Raw genomic sequence first — 26,393 nt, 5'->3', positions numbered from 1 at the left:
TGACGCACCCAGAACACGGGACGAACTGATGCCCATTTCCTGGCGGGACGCGATGGGCCAGGCCCTCTACGGGCCGGGCGGCTTCTTCGTCGCCGGTGCCGGGCCGGCCGACCACTTCCGGACCAGCGCGCACGCCTCCCCTGCCTTCGCCAGCGCCCTGCTGCGCCTGATCACACAGGTCGACGCGGCCCTCGATCACCCCGCACGACTTGATGTGGTCGACGTGGGTGCTGGTCGGGGGGAGTTGCTCTCCGCCCTGCTCAGCCTCGTCTTGTCCGAGGGCGCCGCCGGGCTCGCGGTGGGGGTTTCCGGGGATCCCACCCGCTCCGGGCGGTCAGGCTTGATCCCTCCGCGGGCGGGCTCCCCGGAAACCCTGACCTCCACGGCCGCGGCCCGTCCGTCGCGGGATGAGCTGTCGTCGGTCCCCGTTCGTCCGTCGCTCGCGGAACGGGTGCGGTTCACGGCGGTTGAGCTGGCACCTCGCTCCGCACACCTGCCAGAGGACATCGACTGGGTGTCCGAGATGCCTGCCGGAATCACCGGGGTGCTCCTGGCCACCGAGTGGTTGGACAACGTTCCGCTGGACGTGGCGGTGCACACCGAGGACGGCTGGCGGTACCTGCTGGTCGACCCGACCAGCGGGGTGGAAACCCTTGGGGAACCCGTCAGCACCGCTGATCTTGGTTGGCTGACGACATGGTGGCCCAGCCCCACGAGGCTGCCCAGCGCGGACCGTGACCCGGGTCCGGCGGCGGCCGAAACTGCCGTCACCAGCGCACGCGGGTCGGGTTTCCGGGCAGCCCGGCCGGCGGAGGGATCAAGCCTGACCGCCCGGAGCCGGCCGGGCTGCCCGGAAACCCCCCACGGCGACCACCCGCAGGCGCACGGGACGCGGGCAGAAATCGGGAGAAGCAGGGACGAAGCCTGGGCGGACGCCGTGCGGAAGATCGAGCGGGGGATGGCCGTCGCGGTGGACTACGGGCATCTGCGGGAGGGACGGCCGGTCGACGGGACGCTGACCGGGTACCGGGGTGGGCGGCAGGTGCCTCCGGTGCCCGACGGGTCGGGGGACGTGACCGCCCACGTGGCCATGGACTCGGTTGCCTCCGCCGGTGCGGCGGTCGCCCGGTGCGCGTACTCCCTGGTCTCGCAGCGGGAGGCGTTGCGGGCGCTCGGGGCCGACGGTGGCCGACCGCCGCTGAGCCTGGCCGGCACCGACCCGGCGGGGTACGTGCGGGCGCTGGCCGCCGCGTCGGCGGTGGCCGAGCTGACCGACCCGGCCGGGCTCGGCGGGCACTGGTGGCTGCGGCAACCGGTCGGCATCCCGCTCGGGCCGGCCGTGGCACGATGACGGGCATGACCACCGACGCCGGGGACCTCCGTGAACTGACCGTCGGCACCGGGGCCGGCCTGGTCGCCGGGACCGGCGGTCAACAGCTCGGCACCGACATGGTGCTGAACATCGGCCCGCAGCACCCCTCCACGCACGGCGTGCTGCGGTTGAAGCTGGTGCTCGACGGCGAGCGGGTCATCGCCTGCGAACCGATCGTCGGCTACATGCACCGGGGCGCGGAGAAGCTCTTCGAGGTGCGCGACTACCGGCAGATCATCGTGCTGGCCAACCGGCACGACTGGTTGTCGGCGTTCTCCAACGAGCTGGGTGTGGTGCTCGCGGTGGAGCGGCTGATGGGCATGGAGGTGCCGGAGCGGGCCACCTGGCTGCGGATGGCCCTCGCGGAGCTCAACCGGGTGCTCAACCACCTGATGTTCCTCGGCTCCTACCCGCTGGAGATCGGCGCGATCACACCGGTCTTCTACGCCTTCCGGGAACGGGAGACCATCCAGGCGGTGATGGAGGAGGTCTCCGGCGGCCGCATCCACTACATGTTCAACCGGGTGGGCGGCCTCAAGGAGGAGGTGCCGTACGGCTGGACCGGCCGGGCCCGGGCGGCGATCGGCGAGGTACGACGGCGACTGCCCGACCTGGACCACCTGATCCGGCGCAACGAGATCTTCCTGGCCCGCACCGTGGGGGTGGGCGTGCTGTCCGCCGCAGACGCCGCCGCGTTCGGCGCGTCCGGGCCGGTGGCCCGGGCCTCCGGGCTCGACCTGGACCTGCGCCGCGACGACCCCTACCTGGCCTACGACGAGCTGGACGTGCCGGTGGTGACGAAGACCGCCGGGGACTGCCACGCCCGCTTCGAGGTGCTGCTCGACCAGGTGTACGCCTCACTCGACCTCGCCGAGCAGTGCCTGGACCGGGTGGACCGGCTGACCGGGCCGATCAACACCCGCCTGCCCAAGGTGCTCAAGGCACCGGAGGGGCACACCTACGCCTGGACGGAGAACCCGCTCGGCATCAACGGCTACTACCTGGTGTCCCGGGGCGAGAAGACGCCCTGGCGGTTGAAGTTGCGCACCGCCTCCTACGCCAACGTGCAGGCGCTGGCCACCCTGCTCCCCGGCTGCCTGGTGCCGGACCTGATCGCCATCCTCGGCTCGATGTTCTTCGTGGTCGGGGACATCGACAAGTGACCCGAGCCCGGCCCTGGCTCAGCGCCAGCGGTCGGTGACCGGGGCGCCGCCGGCACGCGGCGCGTCGTCCTGCGGCGGATAGCCGTACCGCTCCTCGACGCGGCGCCGGCCGGCCCGCTCCGGTGCGGGGTCCGCCTGGTGACCGCGCTGGCGCGGTGGGCGCCACTCGTCGGGCACCGGCACGCCGCCGACCGGCAGCGCCGGCCGGTCCTCCGGCTCGGCCCGCCAGCCGCCGTCGCGGTCGTGCCGGCGCGCCGGCTCGTCCCGGGGGTACGGCTCACGCTCGTCGTAGCGGTGCGGCTCGTCGTAGCGGTGCGGCTCGTCGTAGCGACGCGCGTCCTCGTGCCGGCGTGCTCCCTCGTGCCGACGGGGCTCCTCGTGCCGACGGGGATCCTCCTGCCGGACGGACGCCCAGCGGTCGGCCACCCGGTACTCGGTGCCGGTGGCGTCCGCCTGCACCTCGGCCCGGCGCTCACCGACGCGCAGCTCACGGCCGTGCTCGTCGTCCCGGACGGCCGCCCACCGGTCACCGGCCCGCAGCTGCGACCAGTACTCGCCGGTGTCGTCCGCCCGCAGGGGCGGCCCGGGCTGAGGTGCCGCCGTCCGGTCCGGCGCACGCTGCTCCGACCAGCCGCGGTCGTCGTGACGGTCGTCCGGGTTCGCCCAGGCAGCCGGGTGCGACCGCTCCGGAGCGTGCTGCGGTCCGGCATCCCAGCCGGGCTCGTCCGGCTCGTCGTGCGCGTCGCGGGGATCGGGCCACTCCGGCTCGTCGCGGCGGGCCGTCCAGCCGGGCCCGTCGGCGGGGCGGGCACGGTCGTCGCCGTAACCGGGCCGGGGACGCTCCTCGGGCTCACCCCACGAGCGGTCCGCCGGCCGGGAACGCTCGTCCACGCCATCGCCCCGGGTCCACTCCCGCGCCGGCGCGGTCCACTGGCCGCCGTATCCACCGCCGTACCGCCCACCGGGCTCGGCCGGACCGCCGTCCACCACCGTGTGCCGGGTGGTCACGTGCACGGTCTCGGTGTGCCGGACCACGCCGACCGGCCGGTGCGCCGGCTCGGAACGGTCCTGGTCACGAGGGCGGGGCGCCGAGCCGTACCCGGTGGCTCGCTGCGCGCCGTACACCCCGCCGGCCGTGGGCGGCTCGGCACCGTACGGCCCGGCGCTGACCGGAGGCTCGGCGGCGACGTCGGCGGCCGGTCGCGGGTACGCAGGCTCGTCGTCGGCACGCTCGGGGCGGCCCCGACCGGGGACGGCGTCGGGGGCTGCCATCCGGGCCCGACCCGCCGGGGTGTCACCCGGCACCGGCACCCGATTGCGGGCGGCCGGAGCGACCTCGACCGGCTCGGCGGCCGGCACCCGTGCCCGGCCGGCACCCGCCGGATCGACGGAGGCGGCGGCACCGGCGAGAGCCGCACCGCTGGCGTCGAGGCGGCGGCGGACCGCGGCGAGGCCCTCCTGTGCCCGCTGCGCCTGGTCGAGTGCCTGGTTACCGCGCTGCGCGGCGGCCACGATCTCGGTGCGCAGCTCCCGGCGCAGTTCCTCGATCTCGTCCAGCAGCTCGTCGGCCTGCGCCGAGGCACCGTCGGGCCGCAGCGCGATGGAGAGGCCGATCAGCACCACCGCCACGATGGCGAGCACCGCCGCGAAGCGCAGCGGCCCGTTGCCGTCGGCGACCAGCAGGATCAGCGCCGCCACCGGAGCCAGGCCCACGCCGGCCCAGAACAGCATGGTCAGCAGCGGCGGTTGACGCCGGGCGTCGGGAGTGACCGGGGCTGGCATGGCTGTGCAGCCTACCGACGATCCCCACCCGAGGGAACGGGTCCCCGGCACGCGCGGACGCCCCCGCCCCGGGTGGGGCGAGGGCGTCGTCAGCACGCCACGAGGTGGCTCAGCTGGTGGCGAAGGCGCCGTCCGAGGAGAAGATCAGGCCGACGCTGATGGAACCGGTGCGCAGCCCGTTCTTGGTCAGCGGACCGCCCTGGTCGAGCGAGGAGAACGACCCCACCGAGAGGCCGTACGTCTTCTCCAGGCCCGGCTTGCAGAACGGCCGCTGCTGGCACTCCGGCGGACCACCCAGCACGGTCGCGTTGCCGGAGCACTTCGCCGCCAGCTCGGAGAGGGTCCGCACGCCGTACTTGTCGGCGAAGGCCTGCGTGACCGCGAAGGCGTTCTGGTCCTGCGCGGCGGCCGGGGTGCCGAAGGTGATGCCCACCTTGTCGCCCTCCGCCTTGAGCGCGGTCACCGTGGTGTTGATGTCGGGCGAGGAGACCGGCTGGGCGTTGGGACCGTTGGCCTTGGTGTTGAGGAACTCCGCCATCGTCGCCGCGTACTCCGGGACGACCTGGACCTCGCCCTTCTCCAGCGCCGGCTCGTACAGCTCGCGGTTGCCGATCTGCTGCACCTTGACCTGGTAGCCCGCGGCGGTGAGCGCGATCCGGTACAGCTCGCCCAACGTCTGGCTCTCGGCGAAGTTGCCGGCACCCACCACGATCTCGCCGCCCGGGCCCTTGGCGATGCCCGCGGTGATGTTGTTGGCGGAGGCGAACTCCTCGGCCGCCACCTTGGGGGTCTTGCGGTCGTCGTTGACGGCCTTGTTGAGCTGGATCAGCTTCGGCGTGTCGAGCGCTGCCGAGACCTTGTCCAACGCGGCGATCAGCTGCGGGTTGGCCGCCTTGCTGTTGACCGCCGGAATGACGTTGTCGGAGTTCTGGAGCTTCTTGTCGTCCTGCAGTGCGATGAGCTGCTGCCCGGCGACCGGGGCGCAACCGGCGCCGGAGGCGCCCTGCTGCGGTGCGTCGGTGCCGGACGAGCCGGCGTCGCCGCACCCGGTGAGGAGCCCCGCCGCGGCGACGGCGCCGACCGCCCCGAACGCCAGACGTGTACGTGCGCGCATGTGCCCGCCTTCCGTGTCCCGGCGCGACCCGTCCCGGGCCGGCCGCGTGTCCGACGGGCGAACCTGGCTGTTGGTCGCCCGCGAATGTCCACCCAACATCGTCCGCAACCGACCGACAACCTTGGGAGGGCTTCGTCACCGCATCGTCACCGGCCGGCCCGCCGCCGGTCGGTGGTTCGACGACCGCTCACCCGGACGGATCACCCCTCGTCGGGACGTGCCCGGGTGGATCAGGCGCGGCCGGTGGCGTCGGCGGGTCGGGGTCGCGCCGCGCCCTGCCGTACGCGCCGCAGCGGACGGGGCGTGACCAGGCGTTCGAGGCCGCTGAGGAGCACCTCGGCCAGGAGCGCGAGACCGGCCACCAGCAGGCCGCCGGCCACGATCTGACCCCCACCGGCCGCGATGCTCAGCCCGAACCCGGTGCGGATGATCTCGCCGAGGCCCCCGCCGTTGACGAACGACGCCAGCGCTGTGGTGGCGATCACCTGCACGGCGGCGGTCCGGAAACCGGCGGCCAGGTAGGGCACGGCGAGCGGCAACTCCACCCGACGCAGCAACTGCCCGCCGGACAGGCCCATCCCGCGAGCCGCGTCGCGCGCCTCCGGGTCGACCTGGCGCACGCCGAGGTACGCGTTGGCCAGCAGCGGCGGAACGGCGAAGACGGCCAGCGCCACCACCACCGGCGTGCGGCCGAAGCCGAGGAAGGTCAGCGGCAGGATGGTCAACAGCGCGAGCGTGGGGATCGCCAGGGTGGCGTTGGACACCAGCACCACCAGGCCGCCGCCCCGCCCGGTGTGCCCCAGCCAGAGCCCGAGCGGCCAGGCCACCAGGCAGCCGAGCGCCACCGCGGCGGCGGAGATCGCCAGGTGCTCGCCGAGGCGGTCCAGGATCCCGCCGGGGTTGGTCCAGTTCAGTGGGTCGTTGAGCCACAGCACCGCCTGGTGCACGGGGCTCGCCGCGGCGCTCACCGGGCGCCCCGCGCGGCCCAGGGGGTGATCAGGCGGCCGACCAGGACCAGCAGCAGGTCCAGCAGCACGGCGAGCGCCACACAGAGCACGGTGCCGGTCATGATCTCCGCCTTGTAGAGGTTGTTCTGGAACCCCGCGAAGATCAGCTGCCCGAGACCGCCGTGCCCGACCAGCACCCCCACGGTGACCAGCGCCACCGTCGACACGGTGGCCAGTCGCAGCCCGGTCAGGATGCCCGGGATCGCCAACGGCAGGTCGATCCGGAACAGTCGTCCCCACCGCCCGTAGCCCATGCCCTCGGCGGCCTCACGGACCTCCGGTGGCACCTGGTTGAGCCCGGCCACCACATTGCGGACGATCAGCAGCAGCGCGTACAGGACCAGTCCGACCAGCACGGTGGTGGCACCGGTGCCCAGGTATGGCGCGATGAACGCGAACAGGGCGAGCGACGGAATGGTGTAGATCACGCCGGTGATGCCGAGGATCGGGCCGGCCAGCGGGCGGAACCAGTACGCGACCACGGACAACGGCAGGGCGACCAGTGCCGCGATCAGCACCGCGCGCCCGGTGAGGGAGGCGTGTTCACGCACGGCGGCGAGGATCGTGTCAGAGTTGTCCCGCACGTACTGCCAGGAGAACCAGGGGTTTCCCGGGTCGGCCCGGTAGCTCAGGCGGAAGGACATACGTGGACGTTACCCCGGAGGCCTCCGGCGTGGCCGAGACCGCTCGCGCCGCGTCGATCTCCCTGCAGGGCATCCAGAAGCGCTACCCGAACGGCACCGAGGCCGTCCGGGACCTCAGTCTGGAGGTCAAGGCCGGCGAGCTGGTGGTGCTGATCGGGCCGTCCGGCTGCGGCAAGTCGACCGTGCTCCGCATGATCAACCGCCTCATCGAGCCCACCGCCGGGCGGATCATGCTCGGCGACGAGGACGTCACCGACGTCGACCCGGTGCGGTTGCGCCGCCGGATCGGCTACGTGATCCAGAACGTGGGGCTCTTTCCACACCAGACCGTCCGGGCGAACGTGGCCACCGTGCCCGGGCTGCTCGGCTGGTCCCGCAGTCAGATCCGGACCCGGGTCGACGAACTGCTCGACCTGGTCGGCCTCGACCCCGCCCAGTTCGGCCGCCGCTACCCGCACGAGCTGTCGGGCGGGCAGCGGCAGCGCGTCGGGGTGGCCCGCGCCCTCGCCGCCGACCCGGTGGTGCTGCTGATGGACGAGCCGTTCTCGGCCGTCGACCCGATCGTCCGGGCCCGTCTCCAGGAGGAGTTCCTCCGCCTCCAGGCCGAGGTCCGCAAGACGATCGTGCTGGTCACCCACGACCTCGACGAGGCGGTCCGGCTCGGTGACCGGATCGCCGTGCTCTCGCAGGGCGGGCACCTGGAGCAGTACGACACGCCGGCAGCCCTGCTCGGCGACCCCGCCACCCCGTTCGTACGCGAGTTCGTCGGGGCCGACCGGGGCATCCGCCGGCTCGCGGTCACCCCCCTGACCCGGGAGGCGCTGGACCCGGTGCCCGGCGACGCCGCGGCGGACCTGCCCACCGTCGGACTGGACGGCTCCGCGTACGACGCGCTGGCGGTGCTGCTCACCTCTGGACAGGACCGGCTCGTGGTGACCGACGAGGGCCGGCCGGTGGGAGCGCTCAGCCGACAGCGCCTCCTCGACCTCGGCAACCCGACGAACTGACCGGGCCGACCCCGCTCGGGCGGCCTGCACGGTGTCCAGCCGAGCGGTCAGGCCGGTGCGTGCGGCCGAATCACGCCCGGCCGCCGAGGCTGGCGGTGCCGATGATCCACCCGGAGAGGAAGCCGTAGCCGGCGCCCTCGCTGGCCCCCCGCAACGCCGCCAGCAGCGACGGCTCCGGGCCGAGTAGCGCCGCCAGTACGGCGGCCAGCCCGCCGGCCAGCACGTACGCGGCCCAGCCGGAGAAGAACTGGCTGACCGAGCCGGGCACCCGGGCCACCTGGGCGGCGGGCAGCAGGTACAGCAGGGCCACCGCGAGGATCACCAGCAGGACCGCCCGCACGTCGGCGGCGAACAACCCGCCGGGCTGCCCGTCCGCGTCCAGCCGCCAGGCCGGCCAGGCGAGCACCCGCAGGTAGAAGGCGACGCCCGACTCCGGGTCCGTCTGGGTGCCGGCCCACCGGGTGTACAGCGGGCTGCCACACAGGCCGACCAGGAACAGCACGGCGAGGGCGCCGGTGCCGGCGGCCGTCCCGTAGCGGCTGACCGGGCCGGTGCGGTGGAAGAGTGCCATGATCCGCCCAGTGCCCGACCCGGCCGACCGGGCAAACCTGGGCTGCCCCGACCGGCTCAGTGCTTCAGCAGGTAGTCGATGAAGGCTGCCCGCAGCAGCGGCGCCGACTCCTCGTAACCGTGACCCGTCAGCTCCCGCCACAGCGCGGCGGCCTCGTCGATCGTCGGGCCGATCGAGTTGGGCGCGCCGTCCAGGACCGTCGCCTCGTCCGCGTTCGGCAGACGCCGCAGCACCGACCAGAAGAAGCCCACGTCGCGATGCTCCCGCGCCCGGGCGAACGCCCGCTCCCGCAACTCCTCGGTGGACAGCAGGTCGAGCTCCTGGAACGAGGCTCCGCCGGGGGTGGCGGCAGGTGTGTCGGTCATGCCGCCGAGCCTAACCGTCGAGATCAGCTCCGGCTCGCGGACGCGACACGGCTCACCGGTCATCGGCGTCCCACCGGCGCGGGCCGTCCTCCCAGCGCGGATCCCGCCACGGATCGACCTGCTGGGGCGCGGCGGGCGTCGGCAGCGTCGGGGGCCAGTTGTCGACCGGCTGCGACAGCGGCACGGTCCAGCCCGTGCTGATCGTGCCGTCGCCGACCGGTTCCGGCCTGTCGGTGCTGCCCGGACGGGGCCGCCCGAACGTCTCGACCAGTCGGGTGACCAGCAGCCCGATGCCGAGCGCCACACCGCCGACCGTCCAGGTGTCCACCGTCCAACCGCGCGCCCGCGCGTACGCCTGGAAGACGGCGACCAGGCCGACCGCCAGCAGGGTCCCGAACACAGCGCCCCGGCGGCCGAACGCGCTGGTGCCGGCGAGCAGGGCCACCCCGATCGCCAGCACGGTCCAGTCCAGCCCGGGCGTCGGCGCGACCGGCCCGGGGCCGTTGGCGGCGAGCAGCACTCCGGCGAGCGCGGCCAGCACGGTCGAGCCGACCAGCGCGACGGCGGTGACCACGGCGGCCACCACTCCCCGGCGGCGGGCCGGATCCGTGACCGGCCGGTACCGGCCGACCAGCCGACGGATCGCCCGGATCGCGCCGAACAGCCCTCCGAGGACCGCGACCGCCGCGAACCCGGCGAAGAGATAGCCGGCGCTACGCCCCGGGTCGTAGTCGCCCTGCACCAGCACGGGCGCCGACCGGCGTTCGATGTACACCACCACGCCGGCGGCGCCAGCCAGGCTGGCGGCCCAGCCGGGCACGTGCAGCACCACCACGGCCAGCGCCAGCGCCAGCCCGCCCAGCGCGGCGACCGCGATGGCCGGGCCCACGGAGTCCCGCAGGCCCTGGTCGCCCTGCTCCGCGTAGTGCAGTGCGGCGGCGACCGCGATCGGCCCGACGGCCAGGTTCGGGGCGGCGGTGCGCAGGCTCAGCCCGGCGGCGAGAGCGAGCAACCCCAGCCCGACCGCACCGACCAGCAGCGTCCGCAGGCCGGCGCCGCGCAGCGCGGCCGGGTCGGCCCGCCAGAGCAGCCAGCCCAGGACGGCGAGACCGACCAGCAGCAGGATCTCCCAGAACACGTGCACGCCGACCCGGTCCCGGCCGGGCTCGCCGTGGGTGGGGTCGTCGAAGACGTTCTCCAGAACCGCGGCGGGCACCCCGGACGAGGGCTCCACCGACCGGTCCCGGCCCGTTTCTTCGTACGCCATGACGCTGCCTCCCCGCTGGCCGGCCCTCCCCGGTCCCGCGCGCGGACGGACCGGGGGCGGCCGTTGCTCTCCGGTCGCAGGCACCGTACCCGCGCCCGGAGCCGGGCGTAACCCCCTGCTCAGCGCTGGCCGGGGCGGCTCTCCCGCTGGTCGGGCTCGCGCTCGTCGTCCGGGCGCTCCGGCACCCGGCAGGAACGCTCCAGCCAGAGTGCGGCGCCGACCAGCGCCAGTGAGGCGAGCAGGCCGCCCCCGGCGGCCGGACGATCCTCCGTGGCGGCCCGGGTGGTCTCGACGAAGAGCCAGCCGGTGAGCCCCGCGTAGAAGCCGGCGAAGATGGACGCGGCCAGCGCCGACGCCTTGGCGAGCACCACGAACCGGGCCACCATCAGCGGGTTCACCGGATCCCGGCCGGGCTTGCGCTCGATGCGGCCTCTCGTGTTGACCGCCGCGTACCCCTCCAGCACGGCGAGCCCGGCCAGCGTCACCACCGGCAGCCAGGGCAGCCGGGGGATGCCGCTGTAGTAGAGGGTGCTGATCAGCAGCCACGCCACCGCCGCCGCGGCCAGGGCGGCCACGACCAGAGTGGAGATGCGGGTGGGGCCCATCCGTGACCGGTCCGGGCCCGGCCCGCCCGGTGGTGGGGACTTCGCCTGCGTCATGCCGGCCGGCTCCGCTCGGTCATGCCGTCGACTCTAACGCCAACTCCGGCCGGGGACGCAGATCCAGCGCGTCCCGGGCCGCCGGGCCGGTGGTGAGCAGGTCGGTCAGCCAACCGTGCCCGGGCAGCCGCCCGTACGGCTGGATGTCGATCCACGGCCGCAGCACGAAGGCGCGCAGGTGCGCCCGGGGGTGCGGCAGGGTCAGCTCGGGGTCGTCGCTGAGCACCGGCTCGTCGTCGTCACCCCAGACCGCGATCACGTCCACGTCGAGGGTGCGTGGCCCGAACCGCCGCTGTGGGTCACGGACCCGGCCGGCAGCGCGCTCCGCGGCCCGCGCCCGCTCCAGCCAGTCGCGCGGGGCGGCGGCGTCGTCCTGGGCCAGCAACACCGCGTTGAGGTACGCGGGCTGGTCGACGTCGCCCCACGGTGGAGTCTCGTACACCCCGGACAGCACCAGCACGCTGTCGCCGAGCGTGGCGACGGCCGTACGCAGATGGCCCAGCCGGTCGCCCAGGTTGCTGCCGAGCGACAGCACGGCCCTGGTCACCGGGCGCGCGCCCGGGTCATGGTGACGGCGACGTCGGTGAACGTGTGCGGCACCGGGGCCTCCGGCTTGTGCACGGTGATCGTGGCGGTGTCGACCCGCTCGTCGGCCAGGCAGACCGTGAGCAGCCGGTCCGCGAGGGTCTCGATCAGGTTCACCGGCTCACCGGTCACCACCGCGACCAGGCGTTCGGCCAACTCGCCGTAGTGGACGGTGGCGGTGACGTCGTCGCTGGCGGCGGCCGGGGCGAGGTCCAGTTCGAGGATCGCGTCGACCACGAAGTCCTGCCCCTGGGCGCGTTCGAAGTCGTACACCCCGTGCCGGCCGCGGGCCCGCAGGCCGGTGAGCTGGATCCGGTCGGTCATCGCATCCCCTCTCGCCGGTCGGCCACCCGACCGGTCGCTGCCGCGGCCGTCGGGCGCACCCGACGTGGGCCGGTCATTCGGGCCGCCCCGGACCGACCCGCGTGGGGGCCAGGCGCGGACGCCCGGTGGCGACCCACACGGCGAGCGCGTCGGCGGTGGCGCGCACGTCGTGCACGCGTACCCCCCAGGCGCCCGCCGCCACGGCCAGCACGCTGGTGGAGACGGTGGCCGCCTCCCGCTGCGCGGTGGGCCGCGGCGTGCCGTCCGGGGCGGCGAGCAGCCGTCCGAGATAGGACTTGCGGCTGGCCCCGAAGAGCAGCGGGTACCCCAGGTCCAGCAGCTCCGGCAGGCGGGCGCTGAGCTCCCAGTTGTGTGCGGCCGTCTTGGCGAAACCGAGGCCGGGGTCGACGACGATGCGGTCGGCCGCCACACCGGCGGCCAGCGCCGCGTCGATCCGCTGGGCCAGTTCGGCCCGGACGTCGGCCACCACGTCGGTGTAGCTGGCCAGCTCGCGCATCTGCCGGGAGTGACCCCGCCAGTGCATCAGCACCCAGGGGCAGCCGGCGTCGCGGACCACCCGGGCCATGTCCGGGTCGGCCAGCCCGCCGGAGACGTCGTTGACCACCGCCGCGCCGGCGCCCAGGGCGGCCTCGGCGACCCGTGCCCGGCTGGTGTCGATGCTGACCCGCACCCCGGCGGCGGTCAGCTCCCGGATGACCGGCAGCACCCGGTCGGCCTCGGTTTCCGAGTCGATCCGCTCGGCGCCCGGGCGGGTCGACTCGCCGCCGACGTCCACCAGGTGCGCCCCGGCGTCGCGCAGACGGACGCCATGTCCGACGGCAGCGTCGAGGTCGGCGTACCGTCCGCCGTCGGAGAAGGAGTCCGGCGTGACGTTGAGGACGCCCATCACCACCGGGCCCGGAGCCCGTACCAGATCGGTCACGACTAGACGGTACCGGTCGCGGCGACGGCGCCCACCGACCCGGGTCGGCCCTCGCCTCACCACCCCTGACGTGCGCATTGGAACAGGTGTACGATCGGTCGTCCGGGCACGATCGGGCAGTCCCGTCACGGCTTGTCGCAATCCGGGGCGGCCCGTACGCTTTGGAATTGGCCAGCATCGAGATGGCGAAGCGTGGAGGGAGGGCCGAAGCGGGGAAAATCCGCCCAAAGCTCGCCACTCTCCGTGGTGAGTAACGAACGCAGGGTCGAGAACGCTGCGCCCTGCGAGCACATTTCCCGCCAGGCTTGCCTATTGCACCGCCGCGGCACCGCCGGCCGCGCTATGGGGAGGTTCCAGTGATCGCCTTCGAGCTCATGGAGACGGCGTCGTCCGGCGTCGCCCACGCGCTCTCCACCCTGGCGTCGGCTCCACTCGCCGAGCCGGCACCGAAGGGGATCGACACCAACAGTGTGGTCACCTTCTTCGCCAGCAAGATCGCGCCGATCCTGCTGGCAGTCCTGGGCGTCATCTTCATCGGCCGAGCCAGCCGGGGCGAGATCTCCAAGGTCCTGACCAGCTCCGCCATCGCCATCGTCGGGCTGGCCTTCATCGCCGGCGCGGCCACACTCTTCTTCGTCGGCGATTACCTGATCGACCTGGTCTTCGAATAGGCGCGGTCATCAGATGCGGCTGCGCACCGACGACGACATCTACCGGGCCCGCCTGGTCTACCTCGGGCCGCCCGGTTACACCCTTCCGGTCCATCTGCCGTACGCCCAGTACGGGCTCTTCATGCTGCTCGTCCCCCTCTACATGTTCATCCACTGGCTGTTCACGCTGAATGTCGAGCTGTTCCCCGCCTGGGAGATCGCCCTCGCCATCGTGACCACGTCGTTCATCTTCCGGCACGTCGACCCGGATCGGCCGGCGCGGGTTGTCATCCGCACCGCACTGACCGACTGGCGACGCACCCGGGAGCCGGCGATCGAGCAGCGCGACCCGCGCCTGGTCGGCAGCCGGATCAGGATTCGGGAGGAGCTGGCATGACCGGGCGTACGCCGATCGGTCCGTCGCACGATGCGGGTGAGGCGGTCGCATGAGTCGCTCTTCCACGCCGGGGTCCCCGGCCGGCCGCCCGGCCGGGCCGGCAGGTCACCGTGCGCAGTCGTTTGACTACACCGACGCCGAGGACGAGGTGGCGCTGGATCCCGCGCTGGTGACCTCTCCCGGTCACGGCGCGGTCGGCGTCTTCCAGGCGCCCCGACCGGTGCCGCGCCGGACGCCACCCGCCGAGCCCACCGCCGTGTCGGCCGGCGAGAACGCCGACATCGACTCCCCGTTCCTGGACCTCTTCGGCGCGTCCCGGCCCGGCGGAGCACGGGCCGTGACCGCCGGCCCGGCCACCCGGGAGCAGCCGGCGATCCCCCAGCAGCCGCCCGCCGCCCAGCCGACCCGTCGGGTGCCCGACTCAGAGCCATCATGGACAGCCGACCAGTCCACCGACGTCGGACGACCCGTCGAGCCGCGGCGCCCGGCCGGCCGTCCCGCCGTCGAGTCCCGGGTGCCACACCAGGCCGGCGACCGGCTGCCGATGCTCCGCCCACCCCACGAGCCCGACCCGACCGCCGGAGGCGCATCGCCGTCCTCGGCCAACGGTCCGGCGACCCTGCCAGCCAACCCGGCGCCTTCGGAGCGGGCGGCCGAGCCGGCCAGCGCCGTACCGGCGGACCGGCCCGCCCTGGAACCCGCGCCGAGGCGTGGCGCCCCGGGCCGGCCCACCGCGGTCGGTGCCGAGCAGACCGGGCGGGAGGTGGCCACACCCCGCCAGCGCCCGGCGGCCCGGCCGGACAAGCCGACCCGGGTCCGCGCCCCGAAGATCAAATTCGGGGACCGGGACCCGTCGGTCGAGCTGGCCATCACCGAGATCGCCGGCCACCTGACCTTCACGCCGAACACCGTCACCGCCTGGTACTGGCTACCCGAGGTGCGCTGGGCCTTCCGGCCCGACGCCGAACGCGAGGCGCTGCTGTCGGCGATCTCCGAGCAGTACGCCGGCCTGGCCGGCTTCCGGCTGCACCTGCGCCGCACCACCCGCCCGTTCCCCGCCGACGAGTGGGCGCGCACCATCGACGCACACACCCCGGCACCGCTTCCTGACGTGCCCGGCACCGCCGGCTGGGCCGACCACCTGGTCGCCGCGCAGCGGCACCTGATGGCGGTCAACCACGCCGAGGGTCAGACCTACCTCGGCGTCACCTTCGCCCGCCGGTCGCTCGGCGACTCGCTCACCGAGCGGTTGCTGCGCACCTTCGGCCGGGGCACCGCCGAGGGCGAACGCCGCAAGCTGGGCCGCACCGTCGAACAGTTCGACGAGGTGCTCGGCGCGTTCGGCATGCGCGGCCGACGCGTCACCGCACAGGAGCTGGAATGGCTGCTCTACCGGTCGGTGGCGCTGTGCATGGCACCGCCCGGCCGGCTCTCGCCCGTGACCGACGGGCGCTGGGAACGCGGTGACCTGCTCGCCATGACCGAACAGGTCGAGCGCTACCGCACCCCGTACGGCTCGACCGTCAAGCTGGTCAACCGGATGACCGGCGAGGAACGGCACGTCGCCGTGCTCGCCGTCGGCCGGATGGAACCCCTGGAGATTCCGGAACGGCACGAGCCCTGGCTGCACTTCCACGAGCGGCTGCCCTGGCCGATGGAGATCTCCACCCGGGTCGACATCCTCGGCTCCGGCGACTCGTTCCGCAATCTCGAACACCGGCTCCGGATGATCCGCTCCCAGCAGCTCGACTACGCCGAGCACGGCATCGACGCCCCGCCCGAGCTGGAACGACTGGCCAAGCGGGCACTGGTGATCGGCGACGAGATGACCACCGGGCTGCCCGTCGACTCGGCCCGCGCCCACGGCTGGCACCGCATCGCGGTCGGCGGCCGGACCAGGGAGGAGTGCCTGGAGCGGGCCCGCCGGCTCATCCAGCTCTACTCCCGGGAGCTGCGCATCTCGCTCCAGCACCCGAAGAACCAGGACTGGCTGGCCCGCGAGTTCATCCCCGGCGAGCCGATCGCCAACACCGGCTACGTCCGCCGGATGCCCGTCCCGCTGCTCGCGGCCGCGCTCCCCCAGGCCGCCTCCAACGTGGGCGACCGGCGGGGTGACCTGATCGGCCGCACCGCGGGCACCTGCCGCCGGCCGGTCTTCCTCGACCTGCACTTCCCCATGGAGGTACGGGAACGCTCGGGGCTCGCGGTCTTCGTGGCCGAGCCGGGCGGTGGCAAGTCCACCCTGCTCGGCGCGCTCGGCTACCTCGCCGCCCGACGGGGCGTCCAGGTGACCCTGCTCGACCCGTCCGGGCCGCTGGCCCGGCTCTGCGCCATGCCCGAGCTACGGCCGTACTCCCGGGTGCTGAACCTGACCGGGTCGGAGCACGGCACCCTGGCGCCGTACTCCCTCATCCCGACGCCACTCCGCAGCGAATTCGGTGCCGGGGCCGCCGGTGACCGGGAGTTCGAGATCGCGGTCTCCAACGCGCGGGCCGAACGGCGGATGCTCGTCCAGGACATCTGCATGATGCTCGTGCCACCGCAGGTGGCCCGGGAGGCGTCCACCGCCACCCTGTTCCGGCACGCGGTCCGCCAGGTCCCCGCCGAGGAGACGTCCACGCTGGACGACGTCGTGAGCTGCCTCGGGCGGCTCGACGACGACGCCGGCAAGGAACTGGCCAACCTGCTGCTGGACACCGCCGAGATGCCGCTGGCCATGCTCTTCTTCGGCCGGCCACCGGAAGGGCTGCTCGGCGCGGACGCGGCCCTCACGGTGATCACCATGGCCGGGCTGCGACTGCCCGACCTCAAGATCGAACGGGAGTACTGGTCCGCCGAGGAGGCACTCGCCCTGCCGATGCTGCACACCGCGCACCGGCTCGCCGTCCGACGCTGCTACGGCGGGTCGATGTCCTCGCGCAAGCTCGTCGGCCTGGACGAGGCCCACTTCATGGAGGGCTGGCGGTCAGGCCGATCGTTCCTGGTCCGACTCGCCCGGGACTCCCGCAAGTGGAACCTGGCCGCCCTCGTCGCCTCCCAGAACCCACGCGACATCCTCGGCCTCGACGTCCAGAACCTCGTCTCCACCGTCTTCGTCGGCCGGATCGCCGAGGACGCCGAGATCGCCTCCGAAGCGCTACGGCTGCTGCGGGTGCCGGTCAACGACGGTTACGAAGCCACCCTGGCCTCGCTCTCCGCCGCCGACACCAGCTCGTCCAACCGGCTCGGCTTCCGCGAGTTCGTGATGCGCGACGTCGACGGGCGGGTGCAGAAGGTCCGCGTCGACGTCTCGTACGTCGAAGGGCTGCTGGACCACCTCGACACGACGCCCGCCGCGATCGCCGCAGCGGCCGGAGTGCTGCCGAGCATCCCCCTGCCGGATCTGGAGGCGTGACATGGCGAGGGCCCGGGCACGGATCGCGGCGTTCCTGCTCGCCCTCGGCGTACTGGCCGGGGCCTCTCTCACCTGGCCACTGATCGGCGCGGAGGCCGCGGCCGCCGCCCCGCCGGCCGCCCAGGCCCGCGCCGACCTCTGCACGACCCAGGAGTGGCAGGCCGACTTCCGGGCCTGCGTGAACAAGCTCAAGGAGGTCAGCGAGACCGAGGTCACCTGCCGCAACGCACCGACCCCCGGAACGCCGGACTCGGGCCTCGCCGGGTGGTTCGCCGGTCGGCCGGACTCCGCCAAGCAGCCCGGCCCGAAGGGGCTCTACAGCGACTACGGCTATGCCGGCTACAGCTATCCGACGTACGACATCCCCGGCGGCTGTGCGTCGTCGGTCCTGCACCCGGACTACAAGTTCACCACCACGGTGGCCAACGGCGAATTCATGATCGCCACCGCGATCATCGGCGCCTCGAACGCGCTGCGGGAGCGGGCCTGGGACCCGAGTTCGATGTGGGGTTGGGCCGATCCCCTGGTCGAGCAGGCGACCAAGGCCGTCTACCAGAAGGTGTTCAGCGTCTTCGGAATCGTCACGCTCTGCGTAGTGGGGCTCTACCTGCTCTGGCGCTCCCGTCAGTCGGACATGAGCAACGCCATGACCACCGCTGGTTGGGCGTTGCTGGTCATGGTCGCGGTCACCGCGCTGGCCGCCTGGCCGGTCAAATCCGCGAACATCGCCGACGGCACCCTGGTCACCACACTGGGCGTAGTGCACGGCGCCGTCGGTCCGGCAGCTCGGGACACCCCGCCAGATCAGTGTGACGATCCAAATCCTGAGGCTTGTAAGGACAACCGACCGCCCGCTGTGCGGGCCAGCGACACCGCCACCGAGGCGATGCTCTACCGCAACTGGCTGCGCGGGGTCCTCGGCTCGGCCGACAGCGAGACCGCCCGCAAGTACGGCCCCGCGCTCTACGACGCCAAGTCCCTCTCCTGGGAGGAGGCGGAGAAGCTGCGCGCCAACCCGGCCACCCGGAACGCGACGATCAAGGCGAAGCAGCAGCAGTGGGCACGGGTGGCTCAGCAGATCCAGACCGAGGATCCGGAGGCGTACGAGTACCTCCAGGGGGTGCGGGACATGGACCGGGTCGGTGCCGGCTTCATCGCCGTCCTGGCCTCGGTGCTCTTCGCCATGTTCGACCTGACCGCGTCGCTGCTGGTCCTCCTCGGTTTCCTGATCTTCCGGTGGGCGGTGATCGCGGCGCCGATCCTCGGCACCGTCGGCCTGCTCCGGCCCGCCAGCGCAGGGCTGCGGCGGCTCGCGAACGCCGTGGTCGCCGCAGTCTTCAACATCGCTATCTTCGGCACCGGGGCGGCCATCTATCTGTTCGCAGTTGATCTGATCATGAGCACACCCACCCTGCCCGGCTGGCTCCAGGTGGTGCTGGTCTGGCTCTGCGGTGTGGTCGGCTGGCTGCTGCTGCGGCCGTACCGGCGGATCACGCAGCTCGGAGGCAAGGACAGCAGCGAGGCGGTCAGCTCGGCCGGATCCTGGCACCGCCGGTTCTTCCGGGACATGCGGACCGCCGCGCGGCTGGACGTGGCGGAACCCGGCGGTACGGCAGAGCCGATCGGGGGACGTCGTCAGTCGCCGGTCGCCGAGCGGACCTCGCTGCGCCCGGAGGCACGGCAGGAAGACGCCGGCTCCGCACCGACCCGCCCGACGGACGGCCAGCGCACCGGTACCGGGCGCCCGGACGGTAAGGAGCGTGCGGACGAGGTGCCAGCGGAGGAGACGGGCGGTCAGAACCGCCCGGTCCCGCCCCGGCCCCGCCGCCGGCAGCCGGCGACCTGGACCGAGCCGGACGTGCCGGCCGAGAACCCGTCATTCGTGGTCTACCGACCGGGCTCCGTCGAACAGACACCGGACCGCCCCGGACCACGGGTGCGCTCAGAGGCGCGGTGACGACGATGCGACGGGCACTGGAGTTTCTGGTCACCCGGGTGCTGCGGTCGCGGCTCGGGGTGGCGCTGGTGATCGCGCTGCTCGTCTTCGGCGTACTCGGAGCGGCCCGTCTGGTCTCCGGCCCCGGCGACCCGGGGATCGGGTTGAGCAACCGACCGAACCAGCCGATCACCACTGTTGATCCCACGGCCGGCGACGACGGTCTGATCGCCACCGACGCACCGCCGTCGCCGGTGACCCGGCCCGGCGACCGCACGCCCGAACAGACCGCCGACCGGTTCGCCGCCGCCTGGCTCGGCCGGCCCGGAATGACCGCCGAGCAGTGGCAGACCGGCCTGCGGCCGCTCTCCACCCCGGCGCTGACGGAAAAGCTGGACGGGGCCGACCCCGGCGGAGTCCCGGCCGAGGAGGTCACCGGGCCGCCGGTGGTGCAGTCGCGTACCGAGACGTTCGTCGAGGTGCTGCTGCCTCTCGACACCGGTCGACTCCGACTGGAACTGGTCGCCGCGGACGGCGGTTGGCTGGTTGACGTTCTGGACTGGGAGCGCCCATGAACGACGGCAGGGCCACCACCCCCCTCCGCCGGCCACTGCGGGTCGGCGTTCTCGCTTCGGTGCTGACCGGGGTGCTGCTTCTGCTCTGCTGCACCGGCGGCACCGCGGCCTTCTTCCTCAGTGGTCTCAGCGGTGACGCGGAGGACGGGGACACTCTGGCCAACGAGGACTGCGGCCCCGCGCGGCCGGTCAACATCGCCGGCAAGCTGCCACGGTTCACCGAGTACGGCGACGCCCAGGTCCGTAACGCCGCGATCATCATCAAGGTCGGCCAGGACATGGGGGTGCCCTCGCGGGGATGGGTGATCGCCCTGGCCACGGCGATGCAGGAGTCCGGCCTCCGCAACCTGGCGAACAGTGGAGTGCCGGCGTCGCTGGCCCTGCCGCACGAGGGCGTCGGCGCTGACCACGACTCACTGGGCCTGTTCCAGCAGCGGCCAGGTTGGGGCACGGTCGCCGAGCGGATGACTCCTGCGTACACGGCCCGCAAGTTCTACGAGAAGCTCGTCGGGGTGCGGAGCTGGCGACAACGACCGCTGACCGCTGTCGCGCAGCAGGTCCAGATCAGCGCCTACCCGGACGCCTACGCCAAACACGAGGAGTTGGCCAGCCGGATGGTGAACGCGTTGTCCGGCGGCGCGGCCCGCACCGTTGAGATCAACGGCAAGGCGATATGCGACGCGGCCGAGGGTGGCCAGATCGCCGCCTCCGGCTGGACTGCCCCGATCCCCGGTCGAGTGGGCTCCGGCTTCCGGACCGCCAGCCGGCCTGGCCACGACGGGGTCGACATAGCGGCAGCCAAGGGCACCGAGATCCGGGCTGCGGCCTCCGGGCGGGTGCTGGTCGCCGAGTGTGACCCGGACAACAACAATCGGCGGGACTGCGACGTGGACGGGTACCCCGACAAGGGTGGCTGCGGCTGGTTCGTCGACCTGCAGCACGCCGGTGGCTACATCACCCGGTACTGCCACATGGTGGTCAAGCCCCGCGTCCAGCGCAATCAGATGGTGGCGGCCGGCGAGGTGATCGGCCAGGTGGGCAGCAGCGGCAACTCCTCCGGTCCGCACCTGCACTTCGAGGTGCACCTACGCAACGACCGGACCAGCCGTGGTGCCATCGACCCAAATCAGTTCATGCGTGCGCGGGGTGCCCCGCTGCGCCGGCCGGCGTGAGGTCGTCGAAGGCATGAACGAACCCCTGCCGGACCCGTTCGCGGACCAGCCCGACTGGGCGCCCCGGCCACCCCGACCGCTGGCGATCGTGCCCGCCACCGAGCGGGTGGAGCTGCGTGGGCGGCGCGTGCTGGTCGGGCTTCCCGGGCTGGGCTGGCGGGGAGATCTGCGAGCCGACGACCGAGTGGTGCAGGGTGCCCGGACCTACGTGCCGGTGATTCCCGAGCACGAGTGGTACCGGGCCGAGGCCGATCAGGTCGAGGTGTTCGCGCCACTGGTCCCGGTGGACCGGGTCTGGGTGGAGACGGTCGGCGACCGGCCGGGCCAGGATCCCACCCCCAGCAGCACCGGCATCCGGCTGGTCTCGCTCGACGGCCCGGCTCACCGGTCCCCCACCCCGGTCTTCGAGGCGGACGCGGTGACCGGGCGCCGGGTGGTGCATGTCGAGGGCACCCAGGAGCACCGCGACCTGCGCGCGGTCACCGAGACCTATTCCGGTGCCGAGGGAGACATCTGCGTCCGGATCACGCCCGAGGTGGAGTGGTACCGCTGGGCCTGGCGCGGCCAGTCACCCACCACCCTGGAGGTCCCGGTCCATCTGCTGTGGATCGAGTGACGTCAACCGGCGCGTGTGCCGCCGCAGACCCGCCAGCCATCCTTGTCTTCGACAACGCTGAACACCCAGTTCTCTCGCCGGCTGCTCCTGGGAACGCCATCGGCAGAGCCGGCAATGGTGAGCGTCGTACCGACGGACTCGCCCTCACTGGACGGAGTCCTGGTCAGCGGACCCCAGCTGACTCGCACGACCACGTCAAACTTCGTCTCACGCTGCTCGACCTCAAGACGGAGGTCCCGCATGGCCTGAAGCTCAGCACCGCCGCCGTCACAAGTGAAGAGATCGGCCCTCGTGTCGTTGCGATCCACGAGGAACGCGCGTAGATAGTTGTCCACCACCACGTCCGGCGCACTGCGGTCCGGGGCCGAGGCGCGGTCGTACAGCACATAACCGGTGATGAGAGCGCCGACGCAGAGCAGGGCGAGCACCCCACCGACCACCGTGAGCACCGTCCGCATCCGACGGCGCGGCGGCTGCGGCGCCGGCGTGGCCGGGGCCGGTGGCAACTGCTCGGACGGTGTCCGCTGGGCCGGTACGCGGGAGACCTGGGAACCGGCGGGGGGCTGCACTGATTCCACCTCCTGAAGTTATCGGCTGGACGCCCCGGAGCCAATGCCTCAGATCCAGCGGATCGTGACGGACCCCTCCCCACCGGTGAGATCCACGACAACACCGGCGCACCGCCGTGGCACCTCCCGGAGGAGCGGCTCCGGCTGGGATACCGTCTCTGATCGGGGAGGGGTTGCCAACCTCGGGCAGAGGGGGTGGACGCGGTGGCCGGTCCGAAGGCACGCACGAACCGCGCCGCAGCTCTGCACCGCCGGGCGGCGGCTGTCGCGACCGCTGCCGCCGGCATCCTCGACGAGACCCGACCCGCCCCTGCCGATCAGCGTCGCCAGTACGAGGTGGCGGACCGGCTGCGGGCCGTGGCGGCAGGGCTGGCTCCGGGCTGGTCGGGCGCCGCACTGGACTCGCTCACCGTGGACGTCCCGGCGGGCGACGGCCCACCGCCCTTCGTCCGGGTCGGCACGGCGGCGCCGCTGGACGATGCCCGTTTTCCCGCTCTGGTGCCGCTGTTCGGCACCGGGCACCTGTGCGTCGACACCGATGCCCGGGAGCCGCGGGTGGCGGGGTTGCTGCGGGCCGTGCTGCTGCGGTCGCTGGGCGGGGCGCCGGCGGGTGCCCTGCTGGTCCGCGCGGTGGACGCCACCGGTGCCGTGCTCGCCCCGTTCGGGGCGCTGGCCGACGCCGGCCTGTTGCCGCCTCCGGCGGTGGACGTGGCGGGCCTGCGCGCGGTGCTGACCGAGGCGGAGCAGTGGGTCACCCCGGGTGCGAGCGGACCGCGTCGACATGACCGGACACTGCTGCTGGTGGTCGCCGCGCTTCCGGAGCGGACCGGCCCCACCGACCTGGCACGGATCGAGGCGCTGGCCGAGCGGGGCCCGTCGGCCGGGCTGCACCTGGTGGTCGCCGGTTGGCCTCCCGCCGGGCGGGCACCGCTGCCGCACGCCACACCACTGGTGCTGCGCAACGCGTACGCGCTGCTCGGCGATCCACCGGCGGCGTCGTTCGCCAGCCCTGGCGCCGATGCGCCGGGCGGGCTGAACTCGCCGGTCTTCGTCGAGGCGGATCCGCCGGCGGAACTGGTGGACGCGGTCTGCCGGCGGCTCGCCGCGCAGGTGGAGGCGGGCTCCCGGTTGGCCCTCTCGGATCTGCTTCCGGTGACGGGTGAGCAGCTGTGGGGTTCGGATCCGGTGGACGGGTTGACCACCACGGTCGGTGACGCCGGTGGCAGGCAGGTGTCGCTGGGTTTCACCGAGCTGACCCCGCACTGGCTGGTGAGTGGCCGGTCCGGGGCGGGCCGTGCCGCGTTCCTGACGACCGCGCTGCTCGGGCTGGCGGCCCGGTACGGCCCCGACGACCTGGCGCTCTACCTGGTGGATCTCGGCGACGGCGAGTCCTTCGTGGAGTTCCTGCAGACCGAGCGGGACCGGTCCTGGGTTCCGCAGGTGCGGGCCGCCGCGATGGCCGCCGACCGGGAGTACGTCCGGGACCTGCTCGACCAGTTGACGGCCGAGGTGCAGCGCCGCGCGGACGCGGGCGCACGGGCCGGTGGGCAACGGTTCGCGGAGTTGCGCCAGCACAAGCCGCTGGCTCGGATCGTCTGTGTGCTGGACAATGTGCCGCTGCTCTTCGCCGAGCGGGACCGGCTGGCCGCGGAGGTGGCCGCCCAGCTGGACGGGTTGGCCCGCACCGGCCGGGCGTACGGCGTCCACCTGGTGCTGGCCGGCGCGGGTGAGTTGGGGTTGAGTGCCCGCGCGGACGCCGGGCACCGGGATTCGGTGCTGGGGCAGTTCCCGGTGCGGGTGGCGTTGCCGGGCGGCGGCCCGGTGCTGGAGCCGACCAACGATTCGGCGGCCGGTCTGCCGGTGGGCAGCGCGGTGGTGAACACCGCTGGCGGGCTCGGCGGCCCTCGGGGCGCGATCCGTGGTCACGAACGGCTGATCCGCCACCCCGATCCGCAGGACCACCCGGAGGTGGTGGAGCGGCTGCGGCACGAGCTGTGGGGGGCCCGGCCGGCCGGGTCGGTGCCACCGGTGGTCTTCGCCGGCTATGCCCGGCCGCTGCTCGCCAACGATCCGCGACACCGGGCGGCGTTGGCCGGGCAGGCCCACGGGCCGGCCGCCCTGCTCGGCAGAGCGGTGGACGTGGCCCGCTCGACGGTCGCCGTACCCCTGGGTCCGGCTGCGGGGCGCAACCTGGCGGTGCTGGGGTCGGGTCCGGCGGCGGGTGGCCTGCTGGCGACTGCGGCCCGGAGCACCGGCGACCACCATCAGCCGGGCACGGCCCGGTTCCTGGTGGCGGCGCCGGACCCGGGCGCCCGACCGCTGGCGGAGTCGTTGACGGCGGAGCTGGCCGCCCGGCATCCGGCCACCATGGTCGACCTGTCGACGCTGCTCGCGGACGGGGACACGGCTCTGCCCACGTACCTCGTGGTCTTCGGGCTGGACCGGCCAGGCCCTCGGGAGCTGCCGGTGGACCGCCTGCGCGCGCTGCTGCGGGACGGACCGCCGGCGGGCCGCCACCTGCTGGGCTGGTGGCGGGCGGTGCCGCCGTTCGCCGCGCTGCTGGAGCCGGAGGGCGAGGTGGACAAGCTCGCCGCGGTGGCCGTGCTGGACGTGCCGACGGCCCAGCTCACCGCGGTCTTCGGTCGGCCGGTGGAGTGGCGGGCGCGCCCCGACCGGGCGGTGCTCTGGGATGGTCCGGACGAGCGGGGCACGGTCCTGGTGCCGTTCGCCGACGAGGCCGGGTGATCCGGTGGTGCGTGCGGGGGGTGTCGGCATGGGTCCGAAGACGACGGTGACCGGGCCGGGTCGGCAGCGGGTCGCCGAGCCCGGCGGGGACCTCGCGCCGGTCGGCGCGGAGCCGGTGCCGGCCTGGTCGGAGTACCTCGCCGCCGCCCGCCAGTTGGACGGGGTACGTCGCAGCGCGGCGGCTGCCGCCGGTGAGCAGGCGCGCTCGGCGGAGGCTGCCCGGGAGGAGCTGACGATCGTCCGCACCGGTCTGGCGAGCCAGCAGGAGCGGCTGCGTGAGCTGGGCGTACCGGCGATCTCGCTGGTGCCGTCCCCACCGGAGCTGACCGAGGCCGCCCGGTCGATGGCCGGCGGCCCGGCGGCCGTGCTGGCGGCGCTGCGCGTGGCACGCGGGCAGGCCGAGGCGGCGGACGCGGCACTGGCCGCGCGCCGTCGGGTGCGCCCGGGGTCCTGGCCCGCGCGGCCCCGCAACCTCCTGGTGTACGGGCCGTTGGCGCTGTTGGTACCCCTGATCCAGGTCGTGGTGTACGTGGCGACCGGCGCGGGCGCGGCAAGCGTGGCCGCGTTGATCTGTGGGCTGCCGATGCCGGCGGTCGCCTTCGTGGCCGCCTGGGTGGGTGTCGGGCGGGTGTTCCGGGCCGGCCCGGGTGAGCGGCTGGATCGCACGGTGCGCTTCGGTGCGCTGGTCTGCCTGGTGCCGGCGGTGCTGGTCACGGCCGGCCTGTTGCTGGCCCTGCTGGCGGGCTGACCGACCGCACCGGGCCGGAGGGCGCGGGTTCGGAGACGAAACGGCCGGCCGTCCCGGAAGGGGTCGGCCGGCCGTTCGCGTGTCCGGTGTGTCAGCGGGGGATGATCAGCGCCATCGCCTCAGCCCGCGACTTGGAGTCCGTCTGCAGGATGCCGCGCACCGCCGACGTGATGGTCTTGGCTCCCGACTTCTGGATGCCGCGCATCGCCATGCACATGTGCTCGCACTCCAGCACGACCACGACGCCGCGCGGGGCGAGCTTGCTCATCAGCAGGTCGGCGACCTGGGAGGTGAGTCGCTCCTGCACCTGCGGCCGGCGGGCGAAGACCTCGACCAGCCGGGCCAGCTTGGACAGACCGGTGATCCGTCCGTCCGGCCCGGGGATGTAGCCGATGTGCGCGCTGCCGCGGAACGGCAGCAGGTGGTGCTCACAGAGGCTCATCACGTCGATGTCGCGGACGATCACCAGCTCTTCGTGGTTGGCCTCGAAGGTGGTACTGAGCACCTGGGCCGGGTCGACCCGCAGGCCGGCGAAGAGCTCGGCGTACGCCCGGGCGACCCGGGCGGGGGTCTGCTGGAGCCCGTCCCGGTCCGGGTCCTCGCCGACCGCGATCAGGATCTCCCGGACGGCCTTCTCGATCCGGCCGAGGTCGACGGCGTCCTCGACCGGGCGGCCGGTCAGCTTGCCGCTGATCAGCCGCGCGGCCACGTAGTCCAGCTCGTCGTCGCCGTCGGGTTCAGTCGCGGAGACGGCCAGCTCCCGGTGCGGGGAGCTGGCCGTCGAGTCG

At 73.5% G+C, this 26,393-nt stretch carries 25 protein-coding genes; 12 read left to right on the top strand and 13 right to left on the bottom strand.

Annotation, left to right across the window (positions count from 1 at the left end; genetic code table 11):
* Window positions 1–28 precede the first annotated feature (28 nt).
* Window positions 29–1,351 (top strand): SAM-dependent methyltransferase, encoded by a 1,323-nt coding sequence (locus ACTWLT_RS00730; protein WP_445316720.1) that lies wholly within the window; start codon window positions 29–31, stop codon window positions 1,349–1,351.
* Window positions 1,348–2,535, top strand: a complete 1,188-nt coding sequence (locus ACTWLT_RS00725; RefSeq protein ID WP_433536048.1) for an NADH-quinone oxidoreductase subunit D — start codon at window positions 1,348–1,350, stop codon at window positions 2,533–2,535. Before ACTWLT_RS00730 ends, ACTWLT_RS00725 begins: the two co-directional genes overlap by 4 nt.
* A gap of 18 nt (window positions 2,536–2,553) precedes the next feature.
* Here ACTWLT_RS00725 and ACTWLT_RS00720 read toward each other — a convergent pair whose 3' ends face one another.
* The 4 genes from ACTWLT_RS00720 to ACTWLT_RS00705 form a co-directional block, all read right to left on the bottom strand.
* Window positions 2,554–4,317 carry a hypothetical protein gene (locus ACTWLT_RS00720; RefSeq protein ID WP_445316719.1) on the bottom strand — a complete coding sequence of 588 codons (1,764 nt, stop codon included), beginning with the start codon at window positions 4,315–4,317 and terminating at the stop codon, window positions 2,554–2,556.
* A 109-nt stretch (window positions 4,318–4,426) separates the two neighbouring features.
* Window positions 4,427–5,431, bottom strand: coding sequence for a glycine betaine ABC transporter substrate-binding protein (locus ACTWLT_RS00715; RefSeq protein WP_445316718.1), 1,005 nt, complete (start codon window positions 5,429–5,431; stop codon window positions 4,427–4,429).
* A 230-nt stretch (window positions 5,432–5,661) separates the two neighbouring features.
* On the bottom strand, window positions 5,662–6,399 hold the full coding sequence (locus tag ACTWLT_RS00710) for an ABC transporter permease (protein WP_445316717.1): 738 nt from the start codon (window positions 6,397–6,399) through the stop codon (window positions 5,662–5,664).
* On the bottom strand, window positions 6,396–7,082 hold the full coding sequence (locus ACTWLT_RS00705; protein ID WP_445316716.1) for an ABC transporter permease: 687 nt from the start codon (window positions 7,080–7,082) through the stop codon (window positions 6,396–6,398). Before ACTWLT_RS00705 ends, ACTWLT_RS00710 begins: the two co-directional genes overlap by 4 nt.
* Window positions 7,083–7,084: 2 nt before the next feature.
* Between ACTWLT_RS00705 and ACTWLT_RS00700 the strand changes: the two genes are divergently transcribed.
* Window positions 7,085–8,089, top strand: coding sequence for an ABC transporter ATP-binding protein (locus ACTWLT_RS00700; protein ID WP_445316715.1), 1,005 nt, complete (start codon window positions 7,085–7,087; stop codon window positions 8,087–8,089).
* A 70-nt stretch (window positions 8,090–8,159) separates the two neighbouring features.
* On the opposite strand, the gene ACTWLT_RS00695 is transcribed toward ACTWLT_RS00700, so the two are convergent.
* The 7 genes from ACTWLT_RS00695 to folP form a co-directional block, all read right to left on the bottom strand.
* Window positions 8,160–8,660, bottom strand: a complete 501-nt coding sequence (locus ACTWLT_RS00695) for a hypothetical protein (protein ID WP_445316714.1) — start codon at window positions 8,658–8,660, stop codon at window positions 8,160–8,162.
* 56 nt (window positions 8,661–8,716) lie between these two features.
* The gene (locus tag ACTWLT_RS00690; protein ID WP_252417340.1) at window positions 8,717–9,025 is read right to left on the bottom strand and encodes a hypothetical protein; all 309 of its coding nucleotides are present in this window, start codon (window positions 9,023–9,025) and stop codon (window positions 8,717–8,719) included.
* A 52-nt stretch (window positions 9,026–9,077) separates the two neighbouring features.
* The gene (locus ACTWLT_RS00685; protein WP_445316713.1) at window positions 9,078–10,292 is read right to left on the bottom strand and encodes an ABC transporter permease; all 1,215 of its coding nucleotides are present in this window, start codon (window positions 10,290–10,292) and stop codon (window positions 9,078–9,080) included.
* Between the two features lie 119 nt (window positions 10,293–10,411).
* Window positions 10,412–10,951 carry a DUF3180 domain-containing protein gene (locus tag ACTWLT_RS00680; RefSeq protein ID WP_445316712.1) on the bottom strand — a complete coding sequence of 180 codons (540 nt, stop codon included), beginning with the start codon at window positions 10,949–10,951 and terminating at the stop codon, window positions 10,412–10,414.
* A 19-nt stretch (window positions 10,952–10,970) separates the two neighbouring features.
* Window positions 10,971–11,498 (bottom strand): 2-amino-4-hydroxy-6-hydroxymethyldihydropteridine diphosphokinase, encoded by a 528-nt coding sequence (folK, locus tag ACTWLT_RS00675; RefSeq protein WP_445316711.1) that lies wholly within the window; start codon window positions 11,496–11,498, stop codon window positions 10,971–10,973.
* Window positions 11,495–11,860 carry a dihydroneopterin aldolase gene (gene folB, locus ACTWLT_RS00670; RefSeq protein WP_445316710.1) on the bottom strand — a complete coding sequence of 122 codons (366 nt, stop codon included), beginning with the start codon at window positions 11,858–11,860 and terminating at the stop codon, window positions 11,495–11,497. The genes folK and folB overlap by 4 nt, the downstream gene beginning before the upstream one ends.
* Before the next feature lie 73 nt (window positions 11,861–11,933).
* Window positions 11,934–12,803 carry a dihydropteroate synthase gene (gene folP / locus ACTWLT_RS00665; protein WP_445316709.1) on the bottom strand — a complete coding sequence of 290 codons (870 nt, stop codon included), beginning with the start codon at window positions 12,801–12,803 and terminating at the stop codon, window positions 11,934–11,936.
* Between the two features lie 356 nt (window positions 12,804–13,159).
* Between folP and ACTWLT_RS00660 the strand changes: the two genes are divergently transcribed.
* The 7 genes from ACTWLT_RS00660 to ACTWLT_RS00630 are packed head-to-tail and all read left to right on the top strand — an operon-like array spanning window position 13,160 to window position 21,543.
* On the top strand, window positions 13,160–13,474 hold the full coding sequence (locus ACTWLT_RS00660) for a hypothetical protein (protein ID WP_445316708.1): 315 nt from the start codon (window positions 13,160–13,162) through the stop codon (window positions 13,472–13,474).
* A 13-nt stretch (window positions 13,475–13,487) separates the two neighbouring features.
* Complete coding sequence (locus ACTWLT_RS00655; protein WP_252417346.1) at window positions 13,488–13,850, top strand: hypothetical protein; 363 nt, start codon at window positions 13,488–13,490, stop codon at window positions 13,848–13,850.
* A gap of 49 nt (window positions 13,851–13,899) precedes the next feature.
* The gene (locus ACTWLT_RS00650) at window positions 13,900–17,244 is read left to right on the top strand and encodes an ATP-binding protein (RefSeq protein ID WP_445316707.1); all 3,345 of its coding nucleotides are present in this window, start codon (window positions 13,900–13,902) and stop codon (window positions 17,242–17,244) included.
* A 1-nt stretch (window position 17,245) separates the two neighbouring features.
* Window positions 17,246–19,201: a phosphatidylglycerol lysyltransferase domain-containing protein gene (locus tag ACTWLT_RS00645; protein WP_445316706.1), complete on the top strand. Its 1,956-nt coding sequence runs from the start codon at window positions 17,246–17,248 to the stop codon at window positions 19,199–19,201.
* Window positions 19,198–19,755, top strand: a complete 558-nt coding sequence (locus ACTWLT_RS00640) for a hypothetical protein (protein WP_445316705.1) — start codon at window positions 19,198–19,200, stop codon at window positions 19,753–19,755. The genes ACTWLT_RS00645 and ACTWLT_RS00640 overlap by 4 nt, the downstream gene beginning before the upstream one ends.
* The gene (locus ACTWLT_RS00635; protein ID WP_445316704.1) at window positions 19,752–20,927 is read left to right on the top strand and encodes a M23 family metallopeptidase; all 1,176 of its coding nucleotides are present in this window, start codon (window positions 19,752–19,754) and stop codon (window positions 20,925–20,927) included. Before ACTWLT_RS00640 ends, ACTWLT_RS00635 begins: the two co-directional genes overlap by 4 nt.
* Window positions 20,928–20,940: 13 nt before the next feature.
* Window positions 20,941–21,543 (top strand): hypothetical protein, encoded by a 603-nt coding sequence (locus ACTWLT_RS00630; protein WP_445316703.1) that lies wholly within the window; start codon window positions 20,941–20,943, stop codon window positions 21,541–21,543.
* A 2-nt stretch (window positions 21,544–21,545) separates the two neighbouring features.
* Here ACTWLT_RS00630 and ACTWLT_RS00625 read toward each other — a convergent pair whose 3' ends face one another.
* The gene (locus ACTWLT_RS00625) at window positions 21,546–22,112 is read right to left on the bottom strand and encodes a hypothetical protein (protein ID WP_252417352.1); all 567 of its coding nucleotides are present in this window, start codon (window positions 22,110–22,112) and stop codon (window positions 21,546–21,548) included.
* A gap of 195 nt (window positions 22,113–22,307) precedes the next feature.
* Between ACTWLT_RS00625 and ACTWLT_RS00620 the strand changes: the two genes are divergently transcribed.
* Together ACTWLT_RS00620 and ACTWLT_RS00615 are read left to right on the top strand one after the other, a co-directional pair.
* On the top strand, window positions 22,308–24,857 hold the full coding sequence (locus ACTWLT_RS00620) for an FtsK/SpoIIIE domain-containing protein (RefSeq protein WP_445316702.1): 2,550 nt from the start codon (window positions 22,308–22,310) through the stop codon (window positions 24,855–24,857).
* A gap of 28 nt (window positions 24,858–24,885) precedes the next feature.
* Window positions 24,886–25,605 carry a hypothetical protein gene (locus tag ACTWLT_RS00615; RefSeq protein WP_445316701.1) on the top strand — a complete coding sequence of 240 codons (720 nt, stop codon included), beginning with the start codon at window positions 24,886–24,888 and terminating at the stop codon, window positions 25,603–25,605.
* Between the two features lie 91 nt (window positions 25,606–25,696).
* Here the strand turns inward: ACTWLT_RS00615 and folE are convergent, their stop codons facing one another.
* Window positions 25,697–26,362 carry a GTP cyclohydrolase I FolE gene (gene folE, locus ACTWLT_RS00610; RefSeq protein ID WP_030328001.1) on the bottom strand — a complete coding sequence of 222 codons (666 nt, stop codon included), beginning with the start codon at window positions 26,360–26,362 and terminating at the stop codon, window positions 25,697–25,699.
* Window positions 26,363–26,393 lie beyond the last annotated feature (31 nt).

The organism is Micromonospora yongxingensis (genome assembly GCF_052601155.1).
The sequence above is the reverse complement of the archived record's forward strand: the minus strand, read 5'-3'. Positions and strand labels throughout refer to the sequence as shown.

Coding starts and splice junctions, on each gene's coding strand:
- ACTWLT_RS00725 (WP_433536048.1), top strand. CDS start 1,348: ATGACGGGCATGACCACCGACGCCGGGGACCTCCGTGAACTGACCGTC.
- ACTWLT_RS00690 (WP_252417340.1), bottom strand. CDS start 9,025: ATGACCGACACACCTGCCGCCACCCCCGGCGGAGCCTCGTTCCAGGAG.
- ACTWLT_RS00730 (WP_445316720.1), top strand. CDS start 29: ATGCCCATTTCCTGGCGGGACGCGATGGGCCAGGCCCTCTACGGGCCG.
- ACTWLT_RS00635 (WP_445316704.1), top strand. CDS start 19,752: ATGAACGACGGCAGGGCCACCACCCCCCTCCGCCGGCCACTGCGGGTC.
- ACTWLT_RS00655 (WP_252417346.1), top strand. CDS start 13,488: ATGCGGCTGCGCACCGACGACGACATCTACCGGGCCCGCCTGGTCTAC.
- ACTWLT_RS00685 (WP_445316713.1), bottom strand. CDS start 10,292: ATGGCGTACGAAGAAACGGGCCGGGACCGGTCGGTGGAGCCCTCGTCC.
- ACTWLT_RS00615 (WP_445316701.1), top strand. CDS start 24,886: ATGGGTCCGAAGACGACGGTGACCGGGCCGGGTCGGCAGCGGGTCGCC.
- ACTWLT_RS00650 (WP_445316707.1), top strand. CDS start 13,900: ATGAGTCGCTCTTCCACGCCGGGGTCCCCGGCCGGCCGCCCGGCCGGG.
- ACTWLT_RS00680 (WP_445316712.1), bottom strand. CDS start 10,951: ATGACGCAGGCGAAGTCCCCACCACCGGGCGGGCCGGGCCCGGACCGG.
- ACTWLT_RS00645 (WP_445316706.1), top strand. CDS start 17,246: ATGGCGAGGGCCCGGGCACGGATCGCGGCGTTCCTGCTCGCCCTCGGC.
- ACTWLT_RS00705 (WP_445316716.1), bottom strand. CDS start 7,082: ATGTCCTTCCGCCTGAGCTACCGGGCCGACCCGGGAAACCCCTGGTTC.
- ACTWLT_RS00695 (WP_445316714.1), bottom strand. CDS start 8,660: ATGGCACTCTTCCACCGCACCGGCCCGGTCAGCCGCTACGGGACGGCC.
- ACTWLT_RS00720 (WP_445316719.1), bottom strand. CDS start 4,317: ATGCCAGCCCCGGTCACTCCCGACGCCCGGCGTCAACCGCCGCTGCTG.
- folB (WP_445316710.1), bottom strand. CDS start 11,860: ATGACCGACCGGATCCAGCTCACCGGCCTGCGGGCCCGCGGCCGGCAC.
- ACTWLT_RS00715 (WP_445316718.1), bottom strand. CDS start 5,431: ATGCGCGCACGTACACGTCTGGCGTTCGGGGCGGTCGGCGCCGTCGCC.
- ACTWLT_RS00630 (WP_445316703.1), top strand. CDS start 20,941: ATGAACGAACCCCTGCCGGACCCGTTCGCGGACCAGCCCGACTGGGCG.